The 23,392-nt window shown below is 35.2% G+C and carries 20 protein-coding genes; 7 read left to right on the top strand and 13 right to left on the bottom strand.

What is annotated here, in order from left to right:
- Positions 1-185: 185 nt before the first annotated feature.
- Complete coding sequence (locus tag SYN6308_RS15485) at positions 186-1,961, top strand: iron uptake porin (RefSeq protein WP_017295362.1); 1,776 nt, start codon at positions 186-188, stop codon at positions 1,959-1,961.
- A 148-nt stretch (positions 1,962-2,109) separates the two neighbouring features.
- On the opposite strand, the gene SYN6308_RS15480 is transcribed toward SYN6308_RS15485, so the two are convergent.
- The 6 genes from SYN6308_RS15480 to SYN6308_RS22700 all read right to left on the bottom strand — a co-directional run bounded on the left by SYN6308_RS15480 (position 2,110) and on the right by SYN6308_RS22700 (position 8,127).
- Entirely contained in the window at positions 2,110-3,516 is a 1,407-nt protein-coding gene (locus tag SYN6308_RS15480; protein ID WP_017295361.1) for an efflux RND transporter periplasmic adaptor subunit, read from the bottom strand.
- Positions 3,517-3,814: 298 nt separating this feature from the next.
- A complete protein-coding gene (locus SYN6308_RS15475; RefSeq protein WP_017295360.1) occupies positions 3,815-4,405 on the bottom strand; it encodes a GUN4 domain-containing protein in 591 nt (196 codons plus the stop codon).
- 52 nt (positions 4,406-4,457) lie between these two features.
- Complete coding sequence (gene leuD / locus SYN6308_RS15470; RefSeq protein WP_017295359.1) at positions 4,458-5,045, bottom strand: 3-isopropylmalate dehydratase small subunit; 588 nt, start codon at positions 5,043-5,045, stop codon at positions 4,458-4,460.
- 133 nt (positions 5,046-5,178) lie between these two features.
- Complete coding sequence (locus tag SYN6308_RS25830) at positions 5,179-5,301, bottom strand: hypothetical protein (RefSeq protein WP_017295357.1); 123 nt, start codon at positions 5,299-5,301, stop codon at positions 5,179-5,181.
- Complete coding sequence (locus SYN6308_RS15455; RefSeq protein WP_017295356.1) at positions 5,298-6,365, bottom strand: anthranilate phosphoribosyltransferase family protein; 1,068 nt, start codon at positions 6,363-6,365, stop codon at positions 5,298-5,300. The genes SYN6308_RS25830 and SYN6308_RS15455 overlap by 4 nt, the downstream gene beginning before the upstream one ends.
- A gap of 409 nt (positions 6,366-6,774) precedes the next feature.
- Positions 6,775-8,127 carry a cobyrinate a,c-diamide synthase gene (locus tag SYN6308_RS22700; protein WP_017295354.1) on the bottom strand — a complete coding sequence of 451 codons (1,353 nt, stop codon included), beginning with the start codon at positions 8,125-8,127 and terminating at the stop codon, positions 6,775-6,777.
- Between the two features lie 205 nt (positions 8,128-8,332).
- Here SYN6308_RS22700 and SYN6308_RS15440 point away from each other — a divergent pair, with 205 nt between their 5' ends.
- The 4 genes from SYN6308_RS15440 (at position 8,333) to SYN6308_RS15425 (ending at position 13,076) form a co-directional block, all read left to right on the top strand.
- The gene (locus tag SYN6308_RS15440) at positions 8,333-8,770 is read left to right on the top strand and encodes a Fur family transcriptional regulator (protein WP_017295353.1); all 438 of its coding nucleotides are present in this window, start codon (positions 8,333-8,335) and stop codon (positions 8,768-8,770) included.
- Between the two features lie 45 nt (positions 8,771-8,815).
- Entirely contained in the window at positions 8,816-10,498 is a 1,683-nt protein-coding gene (locus SYN6308_RS15435) for a DUF3685 domain-containing protein (protein ID WP_017295352.1), read from the top strand.
- 111 nt (positions 10,499-10,609) lie between these two features.
- The gene (locus tag SYN6308_RS15430) at positions 10,610-11,764 is read left to right on the top strand and encodes a molybdate transporter family protein (RefSeq protein WP_017295351.1); all 1,155 of its coding nucleotides are present in this window, start codon (positions 10,610-10,612) and stop codon (positions 11,762-11,764) included.
- 79 nt (positions 11,765-11,843) lie between these two features.
- Positions 11,844-13,076: an NAD(P)/FAD-dependent oxidoreductase gene (locus tag SYN6308_RS15425; RefSeq protein ID WP_017295350.1), complete on the top strand. Its 1,233-nt coding sequence runs from the start codon at positions 11,844-11,846 to the stop codon at positions 13,074-13,076.
- Positions 13,077-13,484: 408 nt separating this feature from the next.
- Here the strand turns inward: SYN6308_RS15425 and SYN6308_RS15420 are convergent, their stop codons facing one another.
- The 3 genes from SYN6308_RS15420 to SYN6308_RS15410 all read right to left on the bottom strand — a co-directional run bounded on the left by SYN6308_RS15420 (position 13,485) and on the right by SYN6308_RS15410 (position 16,325).
- Complete coding sequence (locus SYN6308_RS15420; RefSeq protein ID WP_017295349.1) at positions 13,485-14,519, bottom strand: ribonucleotide-diphosphate reductase subunit beta; 1,035 nt, start codon at positions 14,517-14,519, stop codon at positions 13,485-13,487.
- A 389-nt stretch (positions 14,520-14,908) separates the two neighbouring features.
- A complete protein-coding gene (locus SYN6308_RS15415; protein ID WP_017295348.1) occupies positions 14,909-15,331 on the bottom strand; it encodes a plastocyanin/azurin family copper-binding protein in 423 nt (140 codons plus the stop codon).
- A gap of 121 nt (positions 15,332-15,452) precedes the next feature.
- Complete coding sequence (locus SYN6308_RS15410; RefSeq protein WP_017295347.1) at positions 15,453-16,325, bottom strand: S-methyl-5'-thioadenosine phosphorylase; 873 nt, start codon at positions 16,323-16,325, stop codon at positions 15,453-15,455.
- A gap of 241 nt (positions 16,326-16,566) precedes the next feature.
- Between SYN6308_RS15410 and arsB the strand changes: the two genes are divergently transcribed.
- On the top strand, positions 16,567-17,703 hold the full coding sequence (gene arsB / locus SYN6308_RS15405; protein WP_017295346.1) for an ACR3 family arsenite efflux transporter: 1,137 nt from the start codon (positions 16,567-16,569) through the stop codon (positions 17,701-17,703).
- 85 nt (positions 17,704-17,788) lie between these two features.
- Here arsB and SYN6308_RS15400 read toward each other — a convergent pair whose 3' ends face one another.
- Positions 17,789-18,673, bottom strand: coding sequence for a DUF2887 domain-containing protein (locus SYN6308_RS15400; RefSeq protein WP_017295345.1), 885 nt, complete (start codon positions 18,671-18,673; stop codon positions 17,789-17,791).
- A 172-nt stretch (positions 18,674-18,845) separates the two neighbouring features.
- Positions 18,846-20,039 carry an L-2-hydroxyglutarate oxidase gene (gene lhgO / locus SYN6308_RS15395; RefSeq protein ID WP_017295344.1) on the bottom strand — a complete coding sequence of 398 codons (1,194 nt, stop codon included), beginning with the start codon at positions 20,037-20,039 and terminating at the stop codon, positions 18,846-18,848.
- A 172-nt stretch (positions 20,040-20,211) separates the two neighbouring features.
- Here lhgO and SYN6308_RS22695 point away from each other — a divergent pair, with 172 nt between their 5' ends.
- Complete coding sequence (locus tag SYN6308_RS22695; RefSeq protein WP_017295343.1) at positions 20,212-20,400, top strand: hypothetical protein; 189 nt, start codon at positions 20,212-20,214, stop codon at positions 20,398-20,400.
- Here SYN6308_RS22695 and SYN6308_RS15385 read toward each other — a convergent pair.
- On the bottom strand, positions 20,388-22,883 hold the full coding sequence (locus SYN6308_RS15385) for an endonuclease MutS2 (RefSeq protein ID WP_017295342.1): 2,496 nt from the start codon (positions 22,881-22,883) through the stop codon (positions 20,388-20,390). The two genes, SYN6308_RS22695 and SYN6308_RS15385, sit on opposite strands and share 13 nt — an antisense overlap.
- Before the next feature lie 133 nt (positions 22,884-23,016).
- On the bottom strand, positions 23,017-23,373 hold the full coding sequence (locus SYN6308_RS15380) for a DUF1815 family protein (RefSeq protein WP_017295341.1): 357 nt from the start codon (positions 23,371-23,373) through the stop codon (positions 23,017-23,019).
- Positions 23,374-23,392 lie beyond the last annotated feature (19 nt).

The following is a 23,392-nucleotide window of genomic DNA, read 5'->3' as shown; positions in this document are numbered from 1 at the left end:
AGTCAATATGCCAAAGTGCCTATGATAAGGCATCGTTAAAGAAAAGTTAAGAGTTCTTAACAAAGTTTTTAGATTTATTAGTGATTAATTTATATTTTCGTGCTAATATAAAACTATGAAACTGTTAAAGCGTTATTTTCTAACAAAAACCCGTAGCAGTAAATTATGTGTGAGGAACTAAAACTATGAAAAAGAATTTTTGGAAATCAGTTAAAGTAACCCCTTTATTAGTGGGTGCTAGTTTGTTAGCTACTACTCAAGTACAAGCCAACGAAATTGCTCAAGGTAGTACAGAAGTCGATGTGCAAATCATCAATCAATTAGATAGCTACAGTGCCGAAGGCGGTACTTCTTCTAAAGATCAAGTTACCAGCGTTTCTCAACTCAGAGACGTATCTCCTACCGATTGGGCTTTTGAAGCTCTCCGTAGCTTAGTAGAACGTTATGGTTGTATTGTTGGTTATCCCGATCGTACCTTCAGAGGAAATCGTGCTTTAAGTCGTTACGAATTTGCCGCTGGTTTAAACGCTTGTATGCAACAAATGGAGCGTTTGATTGCCGCCAGTGAATCAGTAATGAAAGAAGACATCGAAAAACTAAAACGCTTAATGGCGGAATTTGAATCTGAACTAGCCGCTTTGGGTGCAAGAGTTGACAACTTAGAAGGCAGAGTGGCTTTCTTAGAAGATCACCAATTCTCCACCACTACCAAGTTGAAAGGGGAAGTCATCATGGCTTTAACTCAAAACTTTGAAGATGGAAACCAAGCTATTTTAGCTGATCGTGTTCGTTTAGCCTTAAATACCAGTTTCACTGGAGAAGATACCTTAATTACTCGTTTATCCGCAGGTAACGCTGGTGCATTTAATGTGAATGGAAGCAATAAATTCCGTACTGGTGGCTTACCTGTTCAAAACAGAAATTTTTCTGGACCTAGTGCAGTGTTAAATCAAACCTTTAATCTCTACCCAGGTGCAGATAATGATGTACAAGTGGACTGGTTAGCTTACTATGCTCCCATTAAATTAGGAGAAAATGCCGAAGTTAAAACCTATTTAGCGGCTTGGGGCGGTATCCACAGTGACTATGCTCCAACTCTCAATCCTTTCTTTGAAGACTACGACGGTGGTAATGGTGCTTTAAGTCCTTTCGCTTCTGAAAGTCCTATCTATCGTATCGGTGGTGGTTCTGGGGTTGCCTTCAGCTATCGCTTAGGGTTCTTAGAAGGTTTATTAGGTCCTAGTACTGCAACTATTGGTTATTTAGCAGGTGGTTCTCCTAACTCTCCTGCTCAAGGTGAAGGGGTGTTCAACGGTGACTACTCAGTGTTGGGTCAAGTTAACTTCAACATGAGTGATACCTTTGCTTTAGGCTTCACCTATGTTAGTGGTTTCCACAAAGCCGATAGTCCAGTATTCGGTGGTGGTGCTGGAAGTGGTTTTGGTATCGTAGGTACTCAATTAGCTAACCAAAGCAATAGTCAATTAGATAATTTCTTGGGTAGTCGTTTTGGTGCGGGTACTACTGTTGATCAAAAGGATAAAATTAGTAATTCTTACGGTTCTCAAGTTGCATGGCGTTTAAGTGATGCTGTAAGTTTAAGTGCTTTCTTCAACTATACTAGCCTAACCAGAATTGGTCGTGGCAGTGATGATATTTGGAGTTATGGTGGTGGTGTTGCTTTCCCTGACTTATTCAAAGAAGGTAGCGTTTTAGGTATCTTTGCTGGTGTTCAGCCTTATAATGCTAACTCTACTTACTTTGTCACTGATCCTAATGGTAACTCTCGTCGAGTTCGTATTAGTACTGATAGTGTTCCCCTTCATGTGGAAGCATTCTACAAGTATCAGTTAACTGACAATATTTCTGTTACTCCCGGTGTTATCTGGGTGACAAATACCAATCAAGGAAGTAATCAAGATGGTATCATCGGTACTTTAAGAACTACGTTCACTTTCTAATTTAAATTAACTAGCTTTATCTAGTGCTTGAATCTCTACTTGTTAACTCAGGTAGAGATTTTTTGATGAGGATAGGTATTATGTCTAAATCGTTGATTTTAATAGTCTTCTGAGCAATGACTAAATTCCATGGATGATTTAACGTTGATTAATTTTTACTGGAGGTTAATTCGGCTTCCGTAATGGGGGTATTATTTCTTAAGTCTAAAATACGAGAAGTGACTATTCGATCGCCCGGATTAACTCCTGAAAGTACTTGATACTCTTGCCCTTGAATACCGCCGATGGTGATGGGAATTTGTTTGGCGGTGAGGGCATCGGAATCTCCTTTTTGTGCCACAAAGACAAATTTTTGTCCCCCTAAGCTACTAACTACATTGGTGGGAATTAAAATACCGGGCTTGGTATCCCAAATTAAACGAGCGCGAACATATTTTTCATCTTTGAAACTACCATCATTTTCAAAGCTGATTTTCACGGTGATAGATTGATTATTTTGTTCTGTCAAAGGAGAAATAAAGCTGATACTACCTGAGACAACGGGAGTATTTTTGTCTCCTAAAATTTGCACGGGGAGACCAATTTTTAAGCGGGGTAGATTCTCAATGGGTACGTTAACGTTAAGAAGAAATTTATCGTTATTGGTAATAGTTGTTAAAGTTTCTCCTTGACTGAGATAGTCTCCCACTTTTTTCTTGTTAAAATCTCCCACAATACCTGTAACGGGGGCTGTTATGCGGTTAAAAATCAAGTTTTGTTCAATACTACCTTTGTTTCCTCTGGATTGATCAATATCTGCCCTTGCTCGATCGACATTAGATTTTGCTCCTTGTATTCTTTCTTGGGATACTTTTAAGTTACTTAGGGCGGAGTTAAGGGATTCTTTGGTGGTTTGAACTTGCGATCGAGCGGCTTGAGAGGCTTCTTCTCTGGCGGTTACAGTGGCTTTGGCACTGTTTAAATCTCTGGTTTTGTCGTCTAAATCTTGGGTAGGTAATACCCCAGAATTGACTAAGAATTTAGAGCGATCGAAGTTGACTTTTGCTAATTCTAAATCAGCAGTGGCTCTTTGTAAATCCGCTAGAGTGGACTTTAAGTTAGCTTCGGCACGACTAACATCCGCCCTTAATCCTGCGACTTGGGAAGAAGTGGCATCTTTTTCTCCTTCTCTTTGTTTTAATTCCGATTGAGCTTGATTGTAGGCGGCGATTTGACTTTGGACATTGGCGGAAGCGGCAAATACGTCTTCTTCTTGTTGGGTAGGCTCTAATTCGGCAATTAATTGCCCTTGGGTAACTAATTCGCCCTCCTGTACGAGAATACTTTGAATTCTACCGTTAATTTCTGGGGCTAGATTAACTCTTGTCACGGCTTCTAATGTGCCGACATATTCGCTACTATTAATGAGTTGTCCGCTTTCTAGGGTGGTTAAACTGACAGGAATGGGTTGGGGTGTGGGAGCTTCAGTTTTTTCTTGACTACATCCCGATATGGTGAGGGCAAAAATGGACATGGTAGCAAGAATATTTTGGGGAATAGATGATTTTTTTTTCATAGGAGTAAAAATATTATAGTTCGATCGAATTTTAAATTGTTCAAAATGCTTATTAATGTGATTCTAGCTTACACATAAAAAAATGTTGAATAGTTAATCAATTTCAGTAAAGGTAAGATCAAGTTTAAGGAAGGCAATTTTTAATTGAGTCACCATATTCTTGCCCCTGTTTTTGACTTGGCTTTAATTATAAGTGTTTTTTGAGAAAGATAAGAGATAAGAGATTGAGGATGGGGAAAATATTTTTTATTCTCAATTCTCAATTCTCAATTCTCAATTCTCAATTCTCAATTCTCAATTATCTTTGATAGGTAACTAAATTACATTCAACCATTCTTCCCGCCAATGTAGAATAAAGCAATCTACCTCCTGTAATGGAATATTCAGGGCGAGGGTTAGGAAAGTGTCCGATAGGTGCATTAATCGAATAGTTAAGATTCTCGATGAAGATAATCCAATCTCCGTCTTTTCTCCAGCCGATGCGATCGCCAAAACGATTAAAAGCATCATCACTCACCAGTCTTGCTGGGCGATTGCCTGTATCCACATAAATAGGGAATTGGACACTAAAACCGAATCTACCATTAGAGTTTTCTTTCCAGAGAGTATCAATGGTTTTTAAATCGCTACAGGAGAGATTTTGTAAGTCAGAAGGAGGAATCCAACCTACAGAAGTTCTACCGGTGGCTTGTAAGATAATACGTCTAGTTTCATCATTGGCTCTACGCCAATTTTGTTCATTCAAAAATCTGGTAAGGTTGGTAAAATCGATCGAACTTTCGGAAGATACTTGAGTTTTCGTGGTTGTTTGTGCCTGAGTAGGATTAAGGGCAATATTATTAAAAGAAAAAGTGAGAATAAGGGCAACAAATAGAGATTGAAGTTTCATATTTAGAGAATAATGAGGAATGAGAAATTATAGGAATGAGAAATTATTAATGTTACCAAGTAAGATAGGGTAATTTTGTCGATGTTGCTTTGATTTGCTCAATATTTTTAGTCAATAAACCACAAGTATCCCATTTTCCTGTGGTTAACATACTTTTTGCACCGCTATCCATTTTGACAACACTACTATAATGTCCGCATTGAATTTTTAAATTTTCTAAGTCTAATGTCATGGAAATATCGGGATTTTCCTGTAATAAGTTTTGGATACTTTTAATATTTCCTGATGAAGTGGTAACACAAGGAATACCCATAGTTAAGCAATTTCCGAAAAATATTTCCGCAAAACTTTCTCCTATAATGGCTTCTATTCCCCATTTAGCAATGGCTTGGGGTGCGTGTTCCCTACTTGAGCCACATCCGAAATTAGCATTAACTACTAAAATTTTTGCTTTTTGATATGGGGGTAAATCGAAGGGATGTTTTCCTTGTAAGGCGATACGATCGTCTGCGAACACTTGTTCTCCTAGTCCATCAAAGGTGACACAACGCAAAAAACGGGCGGGAATAATTCGATCGGTGTCAATGTCGTTACCGACTAAGGGAATACCAGTACCTGAAATAATAGTTCTTTGACTCATAATCTATAATATATAGTGAATAAATCAAATTATAGAGGAATTAGGAATTAGGAATTAGGAATTAGGGTGTTAATTTTCAATTCTTCATTCTCCATTCTCCATTCTTCATTCTCCATTCTCCATTCTCCATTCTTCATTCTCCATTCTCCATTCTCCATTCTTCATTCTCCATTCTCCATTCTCCATTCTTCATTCTCCATTCTCCATTCTCCATTCTCCATTCTTCATTCTCCATTCTCCATTCTCCATTCTTCATTCTTCATTCTCAATTCTCCATTTTCCATTCTCCATTCTCTCTAGTTGTGTTTGTAATTTTCCTTCTTTAATCAAACTCTCGACAAGAGTTAAACCTTGTTCGATCGAGCTTGTAACACCACAACGCCAGAGATAAAAACCACCGTTTAAAATAGTACTCATAGTTAAGGGCGTATTTTCACCAGCGATCGTTCTTTTTAATTGGTTAAAATATTCTTGATGATCTGACAATGAAGGATCTTTACCTTTTAAATCATAGTGCAAAGGATTAACTTTTAGATACTCAAATCCTTCCTCAGATTTTGGAGAATCAATGACAATAATATTAGTTTGATCTAATTTTAAATCGGGGCTACCCTCTAAACCTTTGATGAGGGTAAATTTTGTTATTCCTCGTAACAACAAAGCCTCCCGAATCATTTTTTCTGTGGGGGGATGCACATAACCGGCAATGAGGTGACTATGCCCTTCGTAGGGTTGCCAAATTAATTCTAAAGTAGCAATGGGGGGGCGTTTACCGATTTCCTCTCGATATTGTACTAATTTATGGGCTAGGGGAAAATGTTGGGGTAAATAAAGAAAACCGAAATGGGTATCATTCAATAATTTCTCTACTTGAGACAAGGATAATTGAGTTAAATCTATACCTAATTCTCTCCAAATTTCTGCTAGGGTTAAGCCGTATTTGGTGGGCATTTTTGTACCCCCGTGCATTAACACGGGAAGCTCGATCGAGCTTAAAATAAGAGCAGTAAGAGGGGAAATAGGTGCAAATCTTGTTCTACCATCGTAGGGAATACCGAAAATTGTGAGAGGATAGGAAGAATTATTGATATTCGATAAAGTTACCCCTAACTTAGTATAACTATCCAACATTCCTGCCAATTCTTCTCCCGTGGGGCGCTTAATGCGATGGGCGATTAAAAAAGCACCGATTTGCGCTGGAGTTGCCTCCCCATTTAACATCATTTCTAAAGCTAAACTGGCTTGTAAACGAGTTAAGTTTTTGTGAGTATGCGCTCCACTACCAATTTTTTTTAATAATTCTCTAAATTCACTACTCATGTTTAATTAACTTATGATTAATAATGCCTGTTGTCCAAAATATTCGATCGAAATAATATGCAAAAATAAAGTTTTGTCAATCCAAAATTAAGAATTTTTAGATGATTTTATCATCATATTTGAAAATTATACTCAAGCTCAATATTTTAATGATCAAATTGAGGACATAATTTTTTCTTTTGAATTTGTTTTGTTAAATTAGTCACATCCTCATAAAAAATAGACTATATAAATTAAACCGTTGAATGAGTCAAAATTATCATCTAGCAATCAAATTTATTTTATTGTTAATAGCCAATGTTAATTTAAGACAATCTATTTGTACAAAAAAATATCAAAGTTTTAATAATAGCTTTATTATTTTCAATAACTGTATTAAATTAGAATTTATTTACATTTTATCAGCTGTTTAAATTATTTGTTTTTTTAAAATATTGACAATTAAAGAAATATAATTAGCAAAATGTAAATGTAAATAAGAAGCATAAACATTTTTCATTTTCCATCCTTGATAGGAGATTATTTGTTGTGTATAATAATCTTTTATTTCGAGTATAGGAGATATAGGAATAGAAGAATTTTTTGCTCGATGAAATTCATGACCTTTGAGAGTAAAATTATCTATTAAAATGTTATAATTCGTCAAAATATTGGCTTCTCGATAGCCTAATGTTAATTTTTTATCCATAGTAGCAGTATTAGGCAAAACCCCGATCATTTCCCATGATTTACCATTAAAATCAATTATTTTTTCGGATAAATACATCATACCTCCGCATTCTGCATAGGTAAAAATTCCTTTATTTATCGCTTGTTTTAAAGAATTTTTCATGGAATAATTTTGAGCTAATTCATCGGCAAAAACTTCTGGAAATCCCCCTCCTAGGTATATTCCATGAATATCATCGGGAATCTTCTCATCATTAAGAGGACTAAAAAAGACTAATTCTATTCCTAAATTTTCTAAAATATCAAGGTTATCTTGATAATAAAAATTAAAGGCTTTATCATAGGCGATCGCAACTCTTAATTTAAGATTATTATGAGAGATAAAATAAGAGGCATTATAATTATTTACTAAATCTGTGTTTTCAAGATATGGTGTTAATAATTCCCAATTAAAATTATGTTGAGCAAGAGTTGCTAATTGTTGAAAAATCTCTTGATGATTAGTAATTTCTCCAGTGGGAATTAAGCCTAAATGACGGGAAGGCAATTCAATATTTTGCGATCGAAACCACACTCCAAAAACGGGAATTTGACATAATTTAACCCCTTCTTTTAACAAAGATAAATGCTTTTCACTACCGACTTTATTTAAGATAACACCGACAATTTTTACATCTTTATCGAGGTTAACATATCCAGAAATAATAGCAGAAATAGAGGTACTTAATTTACTGCAATCCACAATTAAAATAACAGGAATTTGCAATAATTTAGCAATATGAGCAGTACTACCATAAGCGAAATAATCTGTATTTGGCACACCATCATATAACCCCATTACCCCTTCAATAATGTTAATTTGTGCTTGGTGATGATAAAAGCTCGATCGAACGTAGTCTTCAGAGGTTAAAATGGGATCAAGATTACGACAGGGTAAACCTGTAATAGCTGTATGAAACATAGGATCAATATAATCTGGTCCTACTTTAAAAGATTGTACTGATTTCCCTTGAGATTTCAAATAGGATAACAAAGCTAAAGTAATGGTAGTTTTGCCAACTCCGCTTCTTTCCCCCGCAATAATTAATGACATTTTTCAGATAGTGCATAAGTTTTTATTTGATCAAATGCGATCGAAGTCTGTTAGACATCGACTATATTTTCGGTAAATAGTTTTAGGCATTAAAATTTAATTTTTGGTGAAGCCTATTCTTAATTTCTTTTTTGGCATTACTTAAGTTAAAGTGGTAATGAGTTTATTTTATTTTCCAAGATTTTACAAGGAGTTGAACAGAAAAATGGAACAATCAGGAGCAAGGAAAAGGAAAATTCGCTCCTTAAAAAATGCCCTCAATCGCTGTCAGGAATTAGGGATGCGACTTTCTCGACAAAGAAGATTTATTCTTGAGTTATTATGGTCACAACAAGAACATTTATCAGCTAAAGAGATTTACGATCGATTAAGTCAACAGGGTAAAGATATTGGTCATACCTCAGTATATCAGAATTTAGAAGCGCTGTCTAGTCATGGTATTATTGAATGTGTCGATCGACATGAAGGAAGATTATATGGTAATTTTTGCGAAGATCATAGTCATGTTAATATCTTAGACACCAATCAAATTATGGATATTAAAGTAGAATTACCAGCGGAATTAATTGAAAAAATAGAAGCAAAAACAGGGGTAAAAGTTGATCATTATCGTATTGATTTTTACGGATATAAAAATCGTTAGAATGTATAAATAATCAGGATTTAAAATAGTAATTTTTTTTGGAAAATGTCTGTAAATAATGCGACTAAAGATGAAATAAGTATAGTTTTATTAGATAATGATCCCATTTTTACTTTGGGATTAAAAGAGGTATTAAAAACACCAGAATATCAAGATATAAACATAATTGCCACAGGTAAAATATCTGAATTGATTACTCTTTTATCGAGCTATCAACCTCGTCTATGGTTAATCTCTTTAGATATTAATAAATATCCTGATAAAGTGAAAGAATTTTTAAACTATCTTCCCCAATTAAATCGACAATCTCCTGATCTCTCGATCGTGCTATTATTATCATCAGGATTTATGCCAGATGTGAGTAATATTTCTATTATCAAAGGATTTTGTTATAAAGATGCAGACATTGAAGAATTAATTAAAACTCTCCGAATGTGCGTAGAAGGAGAAAACTATTTTAATTTTACTAATGCTAATATTAAATCCCAAAAAATTAATAATTGGTTTGCTAAACAGTGTAAAATTGGCTTAAAAGAAATTCAACAAGAAATCAAAAAAATCGAAGACTATCTGCAGGGGAGAAAACTATCAATTAGTGATACTTTATATTGGCAAGGAAGAAAAAGAGAATTAAAATTAACCAAGTGGTTAATTAGTCAAATGATGCCTAATAGTTACGAATATTTTGTTAATTACTCTCTCAATGATAATTCTTCTCAGCCATCACCATCTGTTACTAATGAAAATAATAATCTTATCTCTGGAGGATATTCTAAGGGGGAGATAGTTTTAAGTGATACCCCAAAAAATACCTATGATTTAACCTTAGCAAAAATTAAGGCTTCAGTAAAAAACTCTACAGGTAATTTACTAGAAATTGACATTCTCCAAGAATCAAAAAAACAGGAATTATTGATCATTATTTTAGAAGAATGGGTTAATCAACTAAATGAGTTAGCAAATATTAATATCGCCTTTGAAGAATTGCCTGACAAAATTAACATTTTTATCAAAGATATTTGGCAAAATTCAGCGATTAAATTTTTAAGTAGATATTATCAACCAATTAATAATAATGCCTATGATTTAGTGGATTTAATCTTAAAGGAATCAACTACTATTCAACAAAAAACATTGATTAAGATACCTTTTGTTTTAGATATAATTGATTATCAAATAAATAAAAAATCTTTAATTATTGATAGTCAAATTTATGATTATAATAGTGAATCTGGAAAACAATTAGAAGAAATTATTTGGCAAAATATTATTATCAATATAGCCAATTCTGTGATGGCATTTACTCTTAATCGTTTTTATGATGATGTGAGTATTAAACAGACTTTATTTAATATTGAGTTAAAATCCTCAAGAAAAGTGGCAATGTTTAGAAATAATTTAGTCTGGAAATATCGTCAACAACACTATTGGGAAATTCCACAAAATATTTTTGAGGATAAGTTTATCATGTTAAAGTTAAGCTATCAAGGGATCGATCGTTGTGTCATTACTCATCCCCGTCATGAAGAATTAAATAGCATTAAAGGTTTGCCTTGGTTTGTCACAATTTTAATTGAATTAAGAGATAGTCTTTCTAAGGGGATAAAATCTTTAGAAAATACCATAGGAAAGGCATTAATTTATGTACTTACAGAAATAATTGGTAAGGGAATTGGTTTAATAGGCAAAGGAATTTTACAAGGTATTGGTAAGAGAATTAAAAATTAAAAAAAAGGTTTTAGGTATTAGGCAGTTAGGTGTTAGGTTTTATTCTTTATTTCTGATTAATTTATCATCTCTACTGTAGAAAAACCCCTAAATCATTACTTATTTTTTTAGATGAAAGAAACATATAATATCAAATTTAATAAAAAGGAATTAGCTGGAAGTTTTGGTGATATTGGCACAGATTTACCGTTAATTGTCGGCATGATTTCGGCGGTTAATCTTCATAGTGGCAGTGTTTTTATTATGTTTGGAATTATGCAAATTTTTTCGGGCTTAATTTATGGTTTACCGATGCCTTTACAACCCCTTAAAGCCATGGCGGTTTTAGTTATTAGTGAAAAAATATCCCCGAATATTCTTTTTGGAGGCGGTCTTTCGATCGCACTCATCATGATATTATTAACCGTGACGGGGAGTCTTCATTGGCTAGGAAAATTGATTCCGTTATGTGTAGTTAGGGGTATTCAATGCGGTTTGGGCTTATCTCTTGCTTCCCTTGCATTAAAAAATTACATCACGGCGGATGGAATACAAGGATATATTTTAGCTTTAGTGGCACTAGGGATAATGGTGATAATACCCAAGAATAGTCTTATTCCTGCGGGGTTACTGGTGATTGGTATGGGGATAATATATAGTTTCTTTTTTGATTTACAAATAGTGGAGATTATTGATAACATCGGTTTTAGTCTTCCTCAACCTCATCAACCGACTATCTCTGATATAGCAACAGGGTTTGTCATTCTGGCTTTACCTCAATTACCTCTTTCCTTATCTAACTCCGTTATTGCGACTCATCAAACGGTGAAAGACCTTTTTCCCAATTCTGAGGTATCCTTAAAAAAGATCGGTTTTACTTATACGATCGCAAATATGATTATGCCGTTTTTTAGTGGGATTCCCGTTTGTCATGGATGCGGAGGATTAGCAGGTCATTATAGCTTAGGAGGGCGCACTGGTGGCTCAGTAATTATTTATGGATTAATGTACTTAATTATTGGTTTATTTTTCAGTGCAGTATTTACCCAAGTCGTTGCAGTTTTTCCCTTACCAATTTTAGGCATAGTTTTACTATTTGAAGCTCTCACTTTATTACTTTTCATGGCGGATCAAAGTGCCTCGCAACAAAATTTAATGATTGCTTTTTTAGTTGCTGTAATTGCCTTTTCTGTGCCTCAAGGATACTTAGTTGGTTTAGTTATCGGTACATTAATCTACTATGGCAAAAAAAGTTTGAATGAAGAAGCGGTGATAAAGAAATATTAACAAAATCTCTCAAGTAAATAATAATCATCTTAAACTAATTATAATTATTAAAAAGTGTTAAGTTAAATTCGATCGAAATATGAGTAATAATCAATCATTTCAAGTATTAATTATTGGCGGAGGTGCGGCAGGAATTACGGTGGCTGCCCAACTGAAAGAGCAAAATTCTAAGCTGAAAATGGCTATAATTGAACCATCGGAAAACCATTATTATCAACCAGCATGGACATTAGTAGGGGGTGGAGAGTATCTTTTAGAAGATACCGTCAAACATCAACAAAATTTGATTCCCTACGGAGTAACATGGATTAAGGATTATGCCGATGAAATTGATGCTGATAATAACCAAGTCACCACAAAAACGGGTACGGTTTATAACTATGAATATTTAGTGGTTTGCCCCGGTATTACCATCGATTGGGATAAAATCAAGGGTTTAAGGGAGTCTTTAGGTAAAGATGGTGTCACCACTAACTATACAAAAGAAACTGCTCCTTATACATGGGAACTAATCCAAAATTTCAAAGGTGGTACTGCTTTATTTACCTTTCCGGCTGGGGCGATAAAATGTCCGGGCGCACCTCAAAAGATTATGTATTTAGCGGAAGAAGCCTTCACTCGTCAGGGAGTTAGGGAAAAAACCAAAGTAGTTTATGGTAACGCTACGGGTAAAATGTTCGGTGTACCTGCCTATTGTACTCCTTTAGAGAAAATTGTCGATCGAAAAAATATCGATGTCAAATATAATCATAACCTCATCGAGATTAAAGGAGACACCAAAGAAGCCGTATTTACTTCGGGTGATGGCAATACTGTAACTATCAAATATGATATGTTGCACGTTTCTCCACCCATGACTACCTATGATTTTATCAAACAAAGTTCGATCGCCAACGAACAAGGTTGGGTGGATGTAGATCAATATACTTGTCAGCACAAAAAATATAGTAACGTCTTTGGCTTAGGGGATTCTTCTAGTTTACCCACCTCCAAAACCGCCGCCGCCATTCGCAAAGAAGCGCCAGTAGTAGTAGCCAACATTTTAGCTTTGATGAATAAAAAGACACCCCAAGATAAGTATAACGGTTATGCTTGTTGCCCTTTAATCACGGGTTATGGAAAAACCATCATGGCAGAATTTGACTATGATAAAAAACCCTTACCCAGTTTTCCTCTCGATCCTACCATAGAAAGAGAAAGTATGTGGTTTGTGAAAAAATATATCTTACCTTGGTTATACTGGAATAGAATGTTGAAAGGTAAAGCATTTGAGCCTGATAGTTGGAGATTTTTGCTACCCAAAAACAATTAAATGTAGGGTGGGCATTGCCCACCACCCCACTAGAAATAATAGACATCTCCAAAAAAGATGTTTAATTTGTTCGTAGTGAGGGTTTTAACCCTTCTTTTCTTAATTTATGGAGAAGTTTAATGTTAATCAATAACCCACTGTGAAATAAGCTAAGGCGCATTTAACTTACCGTTTTTATTAAGTCTTAAAAATGACTTCATCGCTTACCTGTTGCCTACCTCCATCAGTAAACTTAAATGCAAACTAGCTTACATGAATCTGTTAGCAATCAATTTGTTATAGAAAAATTGACAAAATCAACAATTTGTGCATGGACAATGATTTCACTTTCTTAAAATTTAAAACTTCGATCGCATTTCATGGAATAAGGGTTAAAACCCTTACTACAAACTTATATCTCATTTATTATTAAATTTCTTCCCAGCCTGACACCCCTGAAGACATCATATAACTGGTGACACTGGCTTCAAAAAAGTTGGCTTTGGTGTTACCTTCTTTTTTGGTGTCAGAAAATTTTTCGAGGTGAGTATAAGGACTTTTGCTATACTGAGGGTCAGTGTAAAGAGGATCAAGTCCGATGGCTCTTAAACGAATATTAGCCAAATATTTCGTATAACGTTCTGTGCTAGATTTTGTAATACCTAAAATGTTGTCCCCTACAATGTGGTTAGTCCATTTACACTCATGTTCTACTGCAGTATCGAACATTTCATAAATTTGATCTAAAGAATAGCTAAAAGTCTCCATGGCTTCGGGGATAAGTTTTTGATACAGTCTGACATGACTTAATTCATCCCGATTAATCATTTTAAAGATGTCTGCTGAGCCCGGCATCAACATTCTAGCAGCTAAATTATAGAAATAAATAAACCCATTATAGAAGTATAAACCTTCTAATAAATAGTCACTTAAAAGGGCAATAAAATAATTTTCTTTAGTGGGATTATCGATATATTTTTGATAGAATCCTGCGATAAATTCACACCTAGCGGATAACACTTTATCGGTGCGCCAAAAATCATAAACTTGATCTCTTTTATCACTAGGAATAATTGTCTCAATCATATACTGATAGGCGTGGTTGTGCATTCCTTCTTGAGAAATTTGCTCTGCCATACAAAGACTAATTTCTGGGGCAGTAATGGCACTTTTTAGGTGAGGAATATTGCAAGTTTGTACGGAGTCTAAAAAGGTTAAATAAGATAAAATTCCCTCGAAGGCACGGCGCTCATCGTTGGTTAAATTCCAATAATCTGTTACGTCTTGGGTGATGTCTAGTTTCTGAGGAATCCAAAAATTTTCGCGCATTTGTTGGTATAATCCGATCGCCCATGAATAACGAACATCGTTGAGTTGCATTAAGTTTGTTGTATTACCAAACCATATTGTTCTGTTCTCAATTCGATCGTCTCCCGCAGGGTTGAAAATGGGAGTTAGGGGCATTTTTTGATGGATGTCGTTTAATATTGCTACCATGATATTTATTATATAATTGATGATTTCATGACAAGTGAACAAGTTTTGATCACCAAAGGTGGAGCTTTGCGATCGATAAGATAAATAAAATATATTTGTTCATTATCATTAAGAAATATTAACACATTTTCAGCTTTTTTAAAAAGTAATTAGTTGATACTTTTTTACTATTAAAAAAAATCTAATAGACATCCACCATAATTTTGGTAGATACATAAATTTTTAAGTCTCTACGATAGTTTGAGTTATCGAAAATTTAATTTTTTCCAGAAGTCTAATAAATGAGTATTTTAAACCTAAAATCTAAAACCTAAAACCTAACACCTATCCTCATCAAAAGACTTTTTCAGCAACGCCTAATTAATCGTAATTGTGCCTTTCATTCCTGCTTCTTTGTGTCCTTTAATGGAGCAATAAAGTTCGTAAACTCCTTGTTTTTCAGGGATAAAAACCCATTCAGCTAAACCTTCGGGCTTTAATTCTAATTCATGAATTGCCCCTTTAATTTCCACTTTTCCAGCTTGTACTTTTTGAGTCCAACTTGCGTCGGCAAAATCTTTTGCTGTAAAATAATGTTTTTCTGGACTAGGATTATCTAAAACTAATTTATATTTTTTCCCTGCGGAAAATTTTAATTCATTGGGGCTAAATATTAGTTGCCCTTGCTCATTTCCTAAGCTAACATTGATAATTTCAAAGTCTGTATTTGCTTTGACAGGAGAAACAAAATTACAGAAAAAAATAACAGTTAAAGACAGAATAATTAATAATTTTTTCATAATTTTTTTTATTAGAATTTTGGATAATCAAGATTTAGGAGATTGCTTCAGATTGCTTCTTACCTCGCAACGCAAAGCGCCCCCTCAGCATAATTAGACAAAATATTTATAAATCAAGATTTTAAAGATATTTTTTCAGAATGGCGTTAAGTTTCTCTTTCGTCTCAGGGGAAACTTTATCTAAGGGAGTGAGAATCGCTGTTTGTAAGGCGGAATGCGCATCACTGACAAAAGGATTTTCGGCAATGAGTTTAACGGTTTCTCTAATCACTTTTTGGGCATTAATAGCGTTTTGATGCAGATTATGGATAACGGTTTCCACTGTAACATGATCATGCTCAGGATTCCAACAATCGTAATCGGTTACTAAGGCAAGAGTAGCGTAGGCAATTTCGGCTTCTCTGGCAAGTTTAGCTTCCGTTAAGTTTGTCATACCAATAATGCTTCCTCCCCAACTGCGATATAAATTTGATTCGGCAATGGTGGAAAATGCGGGTCCTTCCATACAAATATAAGTACCGCCTTGGTGTAAGCTAACATCAGGAAGGTTTAAATTTTTCATGGCTTGGGCGATGGTATTCCCTAATTTACCACAAACAGGATGACCAAAGGCGACATGAGCAACGATGCCTTCTCCGAAAAAGGTGGCTTGACGGTTTTTAGTTCGATCGATAAACTGATCAGGTATAACAAAATCTAAGGGTTTAATTTCTTTTTGTAATGAGCCGACTGCTGAAGCGGAGAGGATATACTTAACTCCTAGCTGTTTTAAGGCGTAAATATTGGCTTGAAAAGGTAATTCTGCGGGTAAAAGATGGTGATTTCTGCCATGACGGGGTAAAAAAACAACTCTGGTATTATCTAAAGTTCCTGTAATGAGACGATCGGACGGTAAACCGAAGGGAGTGCCGATGGTTAATTCTTCAATGTCTTGTAAGGCTTCCATTTTATATAACCCACTACCGCCAATAATCCCGATTGTAATTGCTTCCATCTTTTTTTTAATACTGATACTTAAAGTTTTGACTCCTTCCTATTTTAAATTTTTCTGAGACTTTTCGATCGTACTTATCTAGTTACTTTATAATTACATTGATTAATCCCTTAAAAAATAGCTATATCAAATCAAGTTTTATTGTTTTAAAGAAATAAGATAGAATGATCTATATAGCTTATATAGCTATTAATTGCTAAAAAATCTTTTATGTAAAAACAATTTTTATTGATTAGTATATATGGATAGTCAAATAAATTCCTCAACGGTAAAAGCAGGAAGTAGCTTGAGTTTCTTCGAGAAATATTTAACGGTATGGGTTATCGTTTGTATTGTGTTAGGGATCGGTTTCGGTCGTATATTCCCCTCGATCGCGCAAACCCTTGATGCCATGAGTATATATAATGTTTCTATACCGATCGCTATTTGTTTATTTTTCATGATGTATCCTATCATGGTAAAAATTGACTTTTCTCAGGCGGTAAAAGCGATACAAACTCCTAAGCCTGTGATGTTAACCCTCGTGGTGAATTGGTTAATTAAACCTTTTACCATGGTGATTTTTGCTCAATTTTTTCTCGGTTGGCTATTTGCGCCCTTACTCACTGAAACAGAAATGATTAGGGGTGAAGTCGTCACCCTTGCCCAATCTTACATCGCAGGTTGTATTTTATTGGGCATAGCTCCTTGTACTGCAATGGTGTTGATGTGGGGTTATCTTTCCTATGGTAATCAAGCTCATACTTTAGTCATGGTAGCAGTTAATTCTTTGGCAATGTTGTTTTTATACGCACCTTTAGGTAAGTGGTTATTATCCGCAAATAATTTAATTGTACCTTGGGAAACGATCGTACTTTCTGTGTTAATTTATGTGGGATTACCTTTAATTTGTGCTGTCTTTAGTCGTTATTGGATTTTTAGATATAAAGGGAGAAAATGGTTTGAAACTCAGTTTTTACAATACCTTTCCCCTATTGCTATTTCAGCTTTATTATTAACATTAATTCTTTTATTTGCCTTTAAAGGAGAACTAATTATTAACAATCCTTTGCATATTTTATTAATCGCAATTCCCTTATTTATTCAAACTAACTTTATCTTTTTTATCACCTATTTTATCGCTTTAAAAATGAATTTATCCTATGAAGATTCTGCCCCTGCTGGGTTAATTGGTGCTAGTAATCATTTTGAAGTTGCGATCGCAACGGCGGTGATGTTATTCGGTTTAAATTCTGGGGCGGCATTAGCTACAGTAGTGGGAGTTTTGATCGAAGTACCAGTTATGTTAATGTTAGTGGAGATATGTAAAAAAACTGCACCTTGGTTTAAAAGAGAGCCTGATAAAGCTACTTTACTTGATCCTCGATTAATTCATTGATGAAGAATTAGAAATTAAAGTGCCTTCTAAATTTTAGGTATGTAACTCAAACAAGATTATAAAGAAACTAATTTCTCGTCTAATCTTAATTTTCAGAGTGATTACTTAACCAGTTTTCTAAGTCGGAGATACCGTTAAAATCTAGTAATGCTTCTCCAAGAGATTCTAACTGAGGAATGGAGAGCGATCGAACTTTTGTTTGTAACTCATTACTCAGATTACCACAACGCCGAGTTAACAGACGAATAGCCATATTGGCTTCTCCTTTTGTCATACCAAGAGTTTCTCCTTCCGTACGTCCAAGTTGTATTCCTTCCGTACGTCCAATTTCTAATACTTGTTGATAAAAACGAGTCTGGGTGATGTCAGCTTCTCTTAAGTTAATCATTTTTTGTATCTGTTGTATGGTTAGTTTTGGAAATTTATTTACCAGTATAGCCTCTACTAAATCTAATTTGACGTTAAATTCCTCTTTGTTTTTGACACTTGCTAAGATTTGATTTGCTTGGGATACTACTTGATTTTCTGGAGTAACAATTAATTTTAATAAGGCTAAATTAACGCTTAAATTTTCTTCTGTTAATAAGTCTGATAAAAATAGTCTTTGTACTTTACCATTCAGTAAATCTTGATAAGGTATTTCACAGCCTAAATCTTGATGTCTATCGTTTAAAATCAATAATCCTCGCCAATTTCTTTTCACTTTATACTGATGAATATAGATGAATATTCCTCCAAAATAACGACTATAAAATTCGCTATCTTTCTGCATTTGTGCTTCTAGAAATACTAGGGGAAATTTTTCATTTTCTACTAGAGGAGTTAATAATCCATCCAGACGAAACTCTTTTTCTTTGACCACTGGGGCACTATAATCAAACTCACAATCTTCGGGAATTTCGGGGATTAATTCGGAAATTAGACTGGGTTGATTCAAAAAAATACGGTAAAATAACTTATCTGTCTTCATCTAATGACAATTATTTTTCTTGATACTATCACAGTTTGATCGAGCACTAAGCCTTTTTTCTTTGTCAAACTCAGATTTAGCTTAATAATTATAGGAAAATTTCACGCAAAGACGCAAAGATATAAGGACGCAAAGTTTTATGATAAGTGATTATCCTCACTTTTTCTAATTTCTAACTTCCCTTTCCTATCTCATTACAAATGGCTTTCCCAATTTCGAGGGAAGCAGTTGCCGCCGGGGAGGGGGCATTACACACATGAAGCGCGTTTTTCGTGGGCAAAAGGAAAAAGTCTTCTACTAATTTACCATCATTTCTCAGCGCTTGCGCTCTGACTCCTGCAGGAGAAGCAATAATATCATCCTCTTGCACTTCGGGGATAAGAGCTTGTAAACTACGAACAAAGGCTTTTTTACTGATCGATCGAACTATCTCCTCTATACCTTCAGCATAGTATTTACTGACCAATTTCCACAACCCCTGATAAGTAGCAATTTCCCAAAATTCTTTTAAATCAAAATCTGTTTTTTTGTAGCCCTCTCGTTTTAAACTTAACACAGCATTAGGACCAGCGTGAATGTTACCATCAATTAATCTAGTAAAATGTACTCCCAAAAATGGAAAATCTGGGTTAGGTACAGGGTAGATTAAATGTTTCACCAAATAGCGTTTTTCGGGCTTTAATTCGTAATATTCGCCTCTGAAGGGGATAATTTTCATTTCGGGATTTATGCCTCCTAATTTGGCGATTCGATCGCTATATAAACCAGCACAATTAATCAAAAATTTGGTATTAATTTCCCCTTGATTTGTGATTAAAATTTGCTCTTTTTCAGAGGATTTAATCTCAACTACTTTAGTATTAAATTTTATCTCTCCCCCTTTCTCCCTAAAGATTTCAGCGTATTTTTGAGCTACTTGCTTATAATCAACGATTCCAGCTGTAGGCACTCGAATCGCAGACAAACAAGTTAAATAAGGCTCAATTTCCTTCGCTTGGGCTAAAGATACTTTTTCTACAGCAATACCATTAGCTAATCCCCGTTGATATAAATTTTCTAACAACGGCAATTCTTTTTCTTGACAGGCAACAATCAACTTACCGCACACATCATGATTAATATTATGGTGTTGACAAAATTTCACCATTTCAGCGTTACCTTTTCTCGTTAAAATCGCTTTATAACTACCCGGTTTATAGTAAATTCCTGAGTGTATCACCCCACTATTATGCCCCGTTTGATGGGATGCGCAGTGACTTTCTTTTTCGACTAAAATAATTTTTTTCTCAGGGTATTTTTCTTGTAGAGCGATCGATGTACTTAAACCCACAATACCACCGCCTACAATAGCGTAATCATAAATCATAGTAAATAATTGAGAATTGAGAATTGAGAATTGAGAATTAAGAATGAGGAATAATTAATGGATAATTTATCATGTTTTTATCACTAATCGATCGAAAGTATCAAGCATAAAACTAATCTCAATATATTAAGTAAAAACTTAGTACCATAATAAATAAATTACCGGAGGAAAAATGAGTCAGATAATTGAAGTTAACATAGCAGATGTGTTGATGAGACTTGAAACAAAAATTGATCATCTTTCAGAGGATGTTAACGAATTAAAAGTTAGTGTCGCTAAACTAGACGAGAAAATTATTGGATTAGATAAACGATTAAGTAATTTAGAGTTTATTTTCCGTCCGTTTCACTACTTTAAATAAACTACGGTAACTCCAGCACCGCCATCATTTTGTTTTGCTAGTTCAAAATTACTGACTTGAGGATGACTTTTCAAAAATTCATGGACACCCGATCGAAGACTTCCTGTTCCCTTTCCGTGTACAATCCATAATGAGCCTATATCCGTGGCATTGGCAATGGCTTTTTCTAACAAAGGTTCGGCTAAATGTACCCTTTTTCCTCGAATATCAACGGTATTTTGAGAAGTTCGCACATTCACGGGCTTAGACTCTGTTTTAGGCTGATTTACTGTTTTAGACTGTTGTTTATTAACCGTTACTTTAGTTTTCTCAGGAGTAGAGGTGACTTTCTCAAAGCGTTTGCCGTCTAAAGATTCAATATCCGTGAAGGGAATTACCATCTTCATGATACCGAAACGAGCGCTTAATTGTTCTGTGTCATCATCCACTGTTAACACTTCTGCCGTTTGCCCAATACTCAAAATACGCACTCTTTCACCAACCTTGGGCTTATAGCTAGATTTTACTTTCAAAGGGGTTAAAAATCGATCGCCGATCTTGTTCAACACTTCTGTCGCTTGGTGGGCAGATTGTGCCGTAGGTTCATTTTTTTTCTGCAATCCCTTGATAACTTGGGCAATTTGACTTTTAGCGTCTAATAAGAGCTTTTGGACTTCTTGCTCTTGCTGTAGCTTCAAATCTCTCTCTCTAGCTTGTAAAGAGGAGGCTTTTGCTTCTACCTGTTGATAAAATAACTCGGTTTTCGCTAGTAACTCTTGAGCTTGTTTATGTTTATTTTCCTGCTCTCTGCGTTGATTTTCAAGGGCGGAAATTAAATCATTGACGTCATGGGAAAATCCTCCTACCAACTCCTGCGCCTCCGTCACAATATCTACGGGTAATCCTAATCTTTGCGCAATGGTAATGGCGTTCGATCGACCCGGAATACCCCATAATAATCTATAGGTAGGCTGTAAACTCACCTCATCAAATTCTACTGAAGCATTTTCAAAACGGGAGTCGTTATATTTTAAACTCTTTAACTCCCCATAGTGGGTAGTAGCGATGGTTAATAAATTATGTTCTGCTAAGTATTTTAAGATAGCGATCGCAATAGCTGTACCCTCACTAGGGTCTGTACCTGCTCCCACTTCGTCTAGTAACACAAGGGAATTTGATCCCCCCGACTGCGTCTCCCCCATTACAAGGGAATTTGATCCCCCCGACTGCGTCTCCCCCCTTACTAAGGGGGGTTGGGGGGGATCATTTAAAGCCTCGACAATACGAATAATACGGCGAATATGCCCAGAAAAAGTCGATAAACTTTGTTCTAAGGATTGTTCATCGCCAATATCCGCTAAAATACTCTTAAACCAAGGAATTTGAGCAGGATACTTGGCAGGAATAAATAACCCTACTTTTGCCATTAAGGCAATGATACCAATGGTTTTCAGGGTGACGGTTTTTCCTCCTGTGTTTGGTCCTGTAATTGCTACTACTCTAGTTTCAGGGTTGACTAAAACATCAACAGGGATAACTTCTTTTCCTTCCTCATGTTTTTGTTGCCATATCAATAGGGGATGTCGTAACTGTCTTAAACTAATGCTTTCCCCGTCTTGAAAATCCACAAATTCGGGAGGATGCCCATTTAACCAAATACTATAACGAGACTTAGCCGTAGCTAAATCTAATGCGGTGGCGATCGCCAATAATTGCTCTAAATCCTGCCAAACTTCCCCTACTTTCTCCGTTAACTGTCTTAATATCCTTTCTTCTTCTCTTTTCTCTTGATTTCGGCTCGTTTGTAGCTTATTCCCCAAGTCCACGATCGATCTCGGCTCTAAATACAAGGTTGAGCCACTGGTACTGGTATCATGGACTATACCTTGAATTTGTCCGCTATGACTAGCTTTAATAGGTAGCACAAACCGATCGCCCCTTTGAGTGACGACGGGTTCTTGTAATGCGTTATTATTTCTTTGGATAATACCTTGTAAAGTCTGTTGAATATTACTTCTTAAACCTTTAATTTTTTGTCGAATTTCACCTAGTAAAGGACTCGCTCTTTCTGTGATCTCGGCTCGATCGTCTATACAATAGTGAATTTCTTGCTCTAATTCGGGGAAAGTTCTTAAATCGTTAACTAATTCTTGTAAAGTTGGTGCATTTTCTTGATCCTCAATTACTCGCCGTAATTTACGGACTCCTGATAAAGTTGTGGCTAAATTTAACAACTCCTCACCACTTAAAATACCGCCTATTTTTGCCCTTTCAAGGCTATCCCCTATATCATGAATACCATTAAATGACCAATTGGCATTAATATCCATTTCCAGTTGACAAACTTCCTTTGTTTGTTCTAATAGATATTCAGTTTCGGTTACAGTATTCGGTATAGCTAAATTTTGCGATGCCAACGCACCTAATTTAGTTGCGGAAAAAGTGGAGAGATGTTGACATAACCTCTGCCATTCTAGTAAGCGGAAAGTTTCTTGTTCGATCAAAGCTATTACAATTGACAATGGATAATTGACAATGGACAATCAATTTATGATAGAAAAAAAGCTATCTTAATTCTTCTTCACATCATAGAAAAATGTCTAAAAAATGTCTTTAATTATCAATGATAGCTCAAAATTAGTGAACTAACAGACTTTGATCATAATTAGGAGCTTTGCTGTCAACGGATTTAATTTGATATTTGACTAAGTTAGCCAATTCTTCTAACTGACTGATGGCTTCTGCACCTTCTAACTTCATCAACTCTCGATCGTCTTGCATTTCTGTCCAAGTAATGCCATAATCTGACACTAAAAAACGAATCAAGTGATTGTCGCCTAAACTCACCATAAAAGAGGCGCTATTTAGTTGAGTACCGCAGGTGTAACAAGAGGCAATATAACCTCTTTTCTCTAATACTATAGCTAAGGCTTGAAGATTCATCACCAAATCCTTAACAAATTCTCGATACTCTTGTGCTAATCGAATAAACATTTATGCCTCCTTACTGTGA

Source organism: Geminocystis herdmanii PCC 6308 (assembly GCF_000332235.1).
GTDB classification, from domain to species: domain Bacteria; phylum Cyanobacteriota; class Cyanobacteriia; order Cyanobacteriales; family Cyanobacteriaceae; genus Geminocystis; species Geminocystis herdmanii.
Note: the sequence above shows the minus strand (reverse complement) of the source record. Positions and strands in the feature narration are given on the sequence as shown.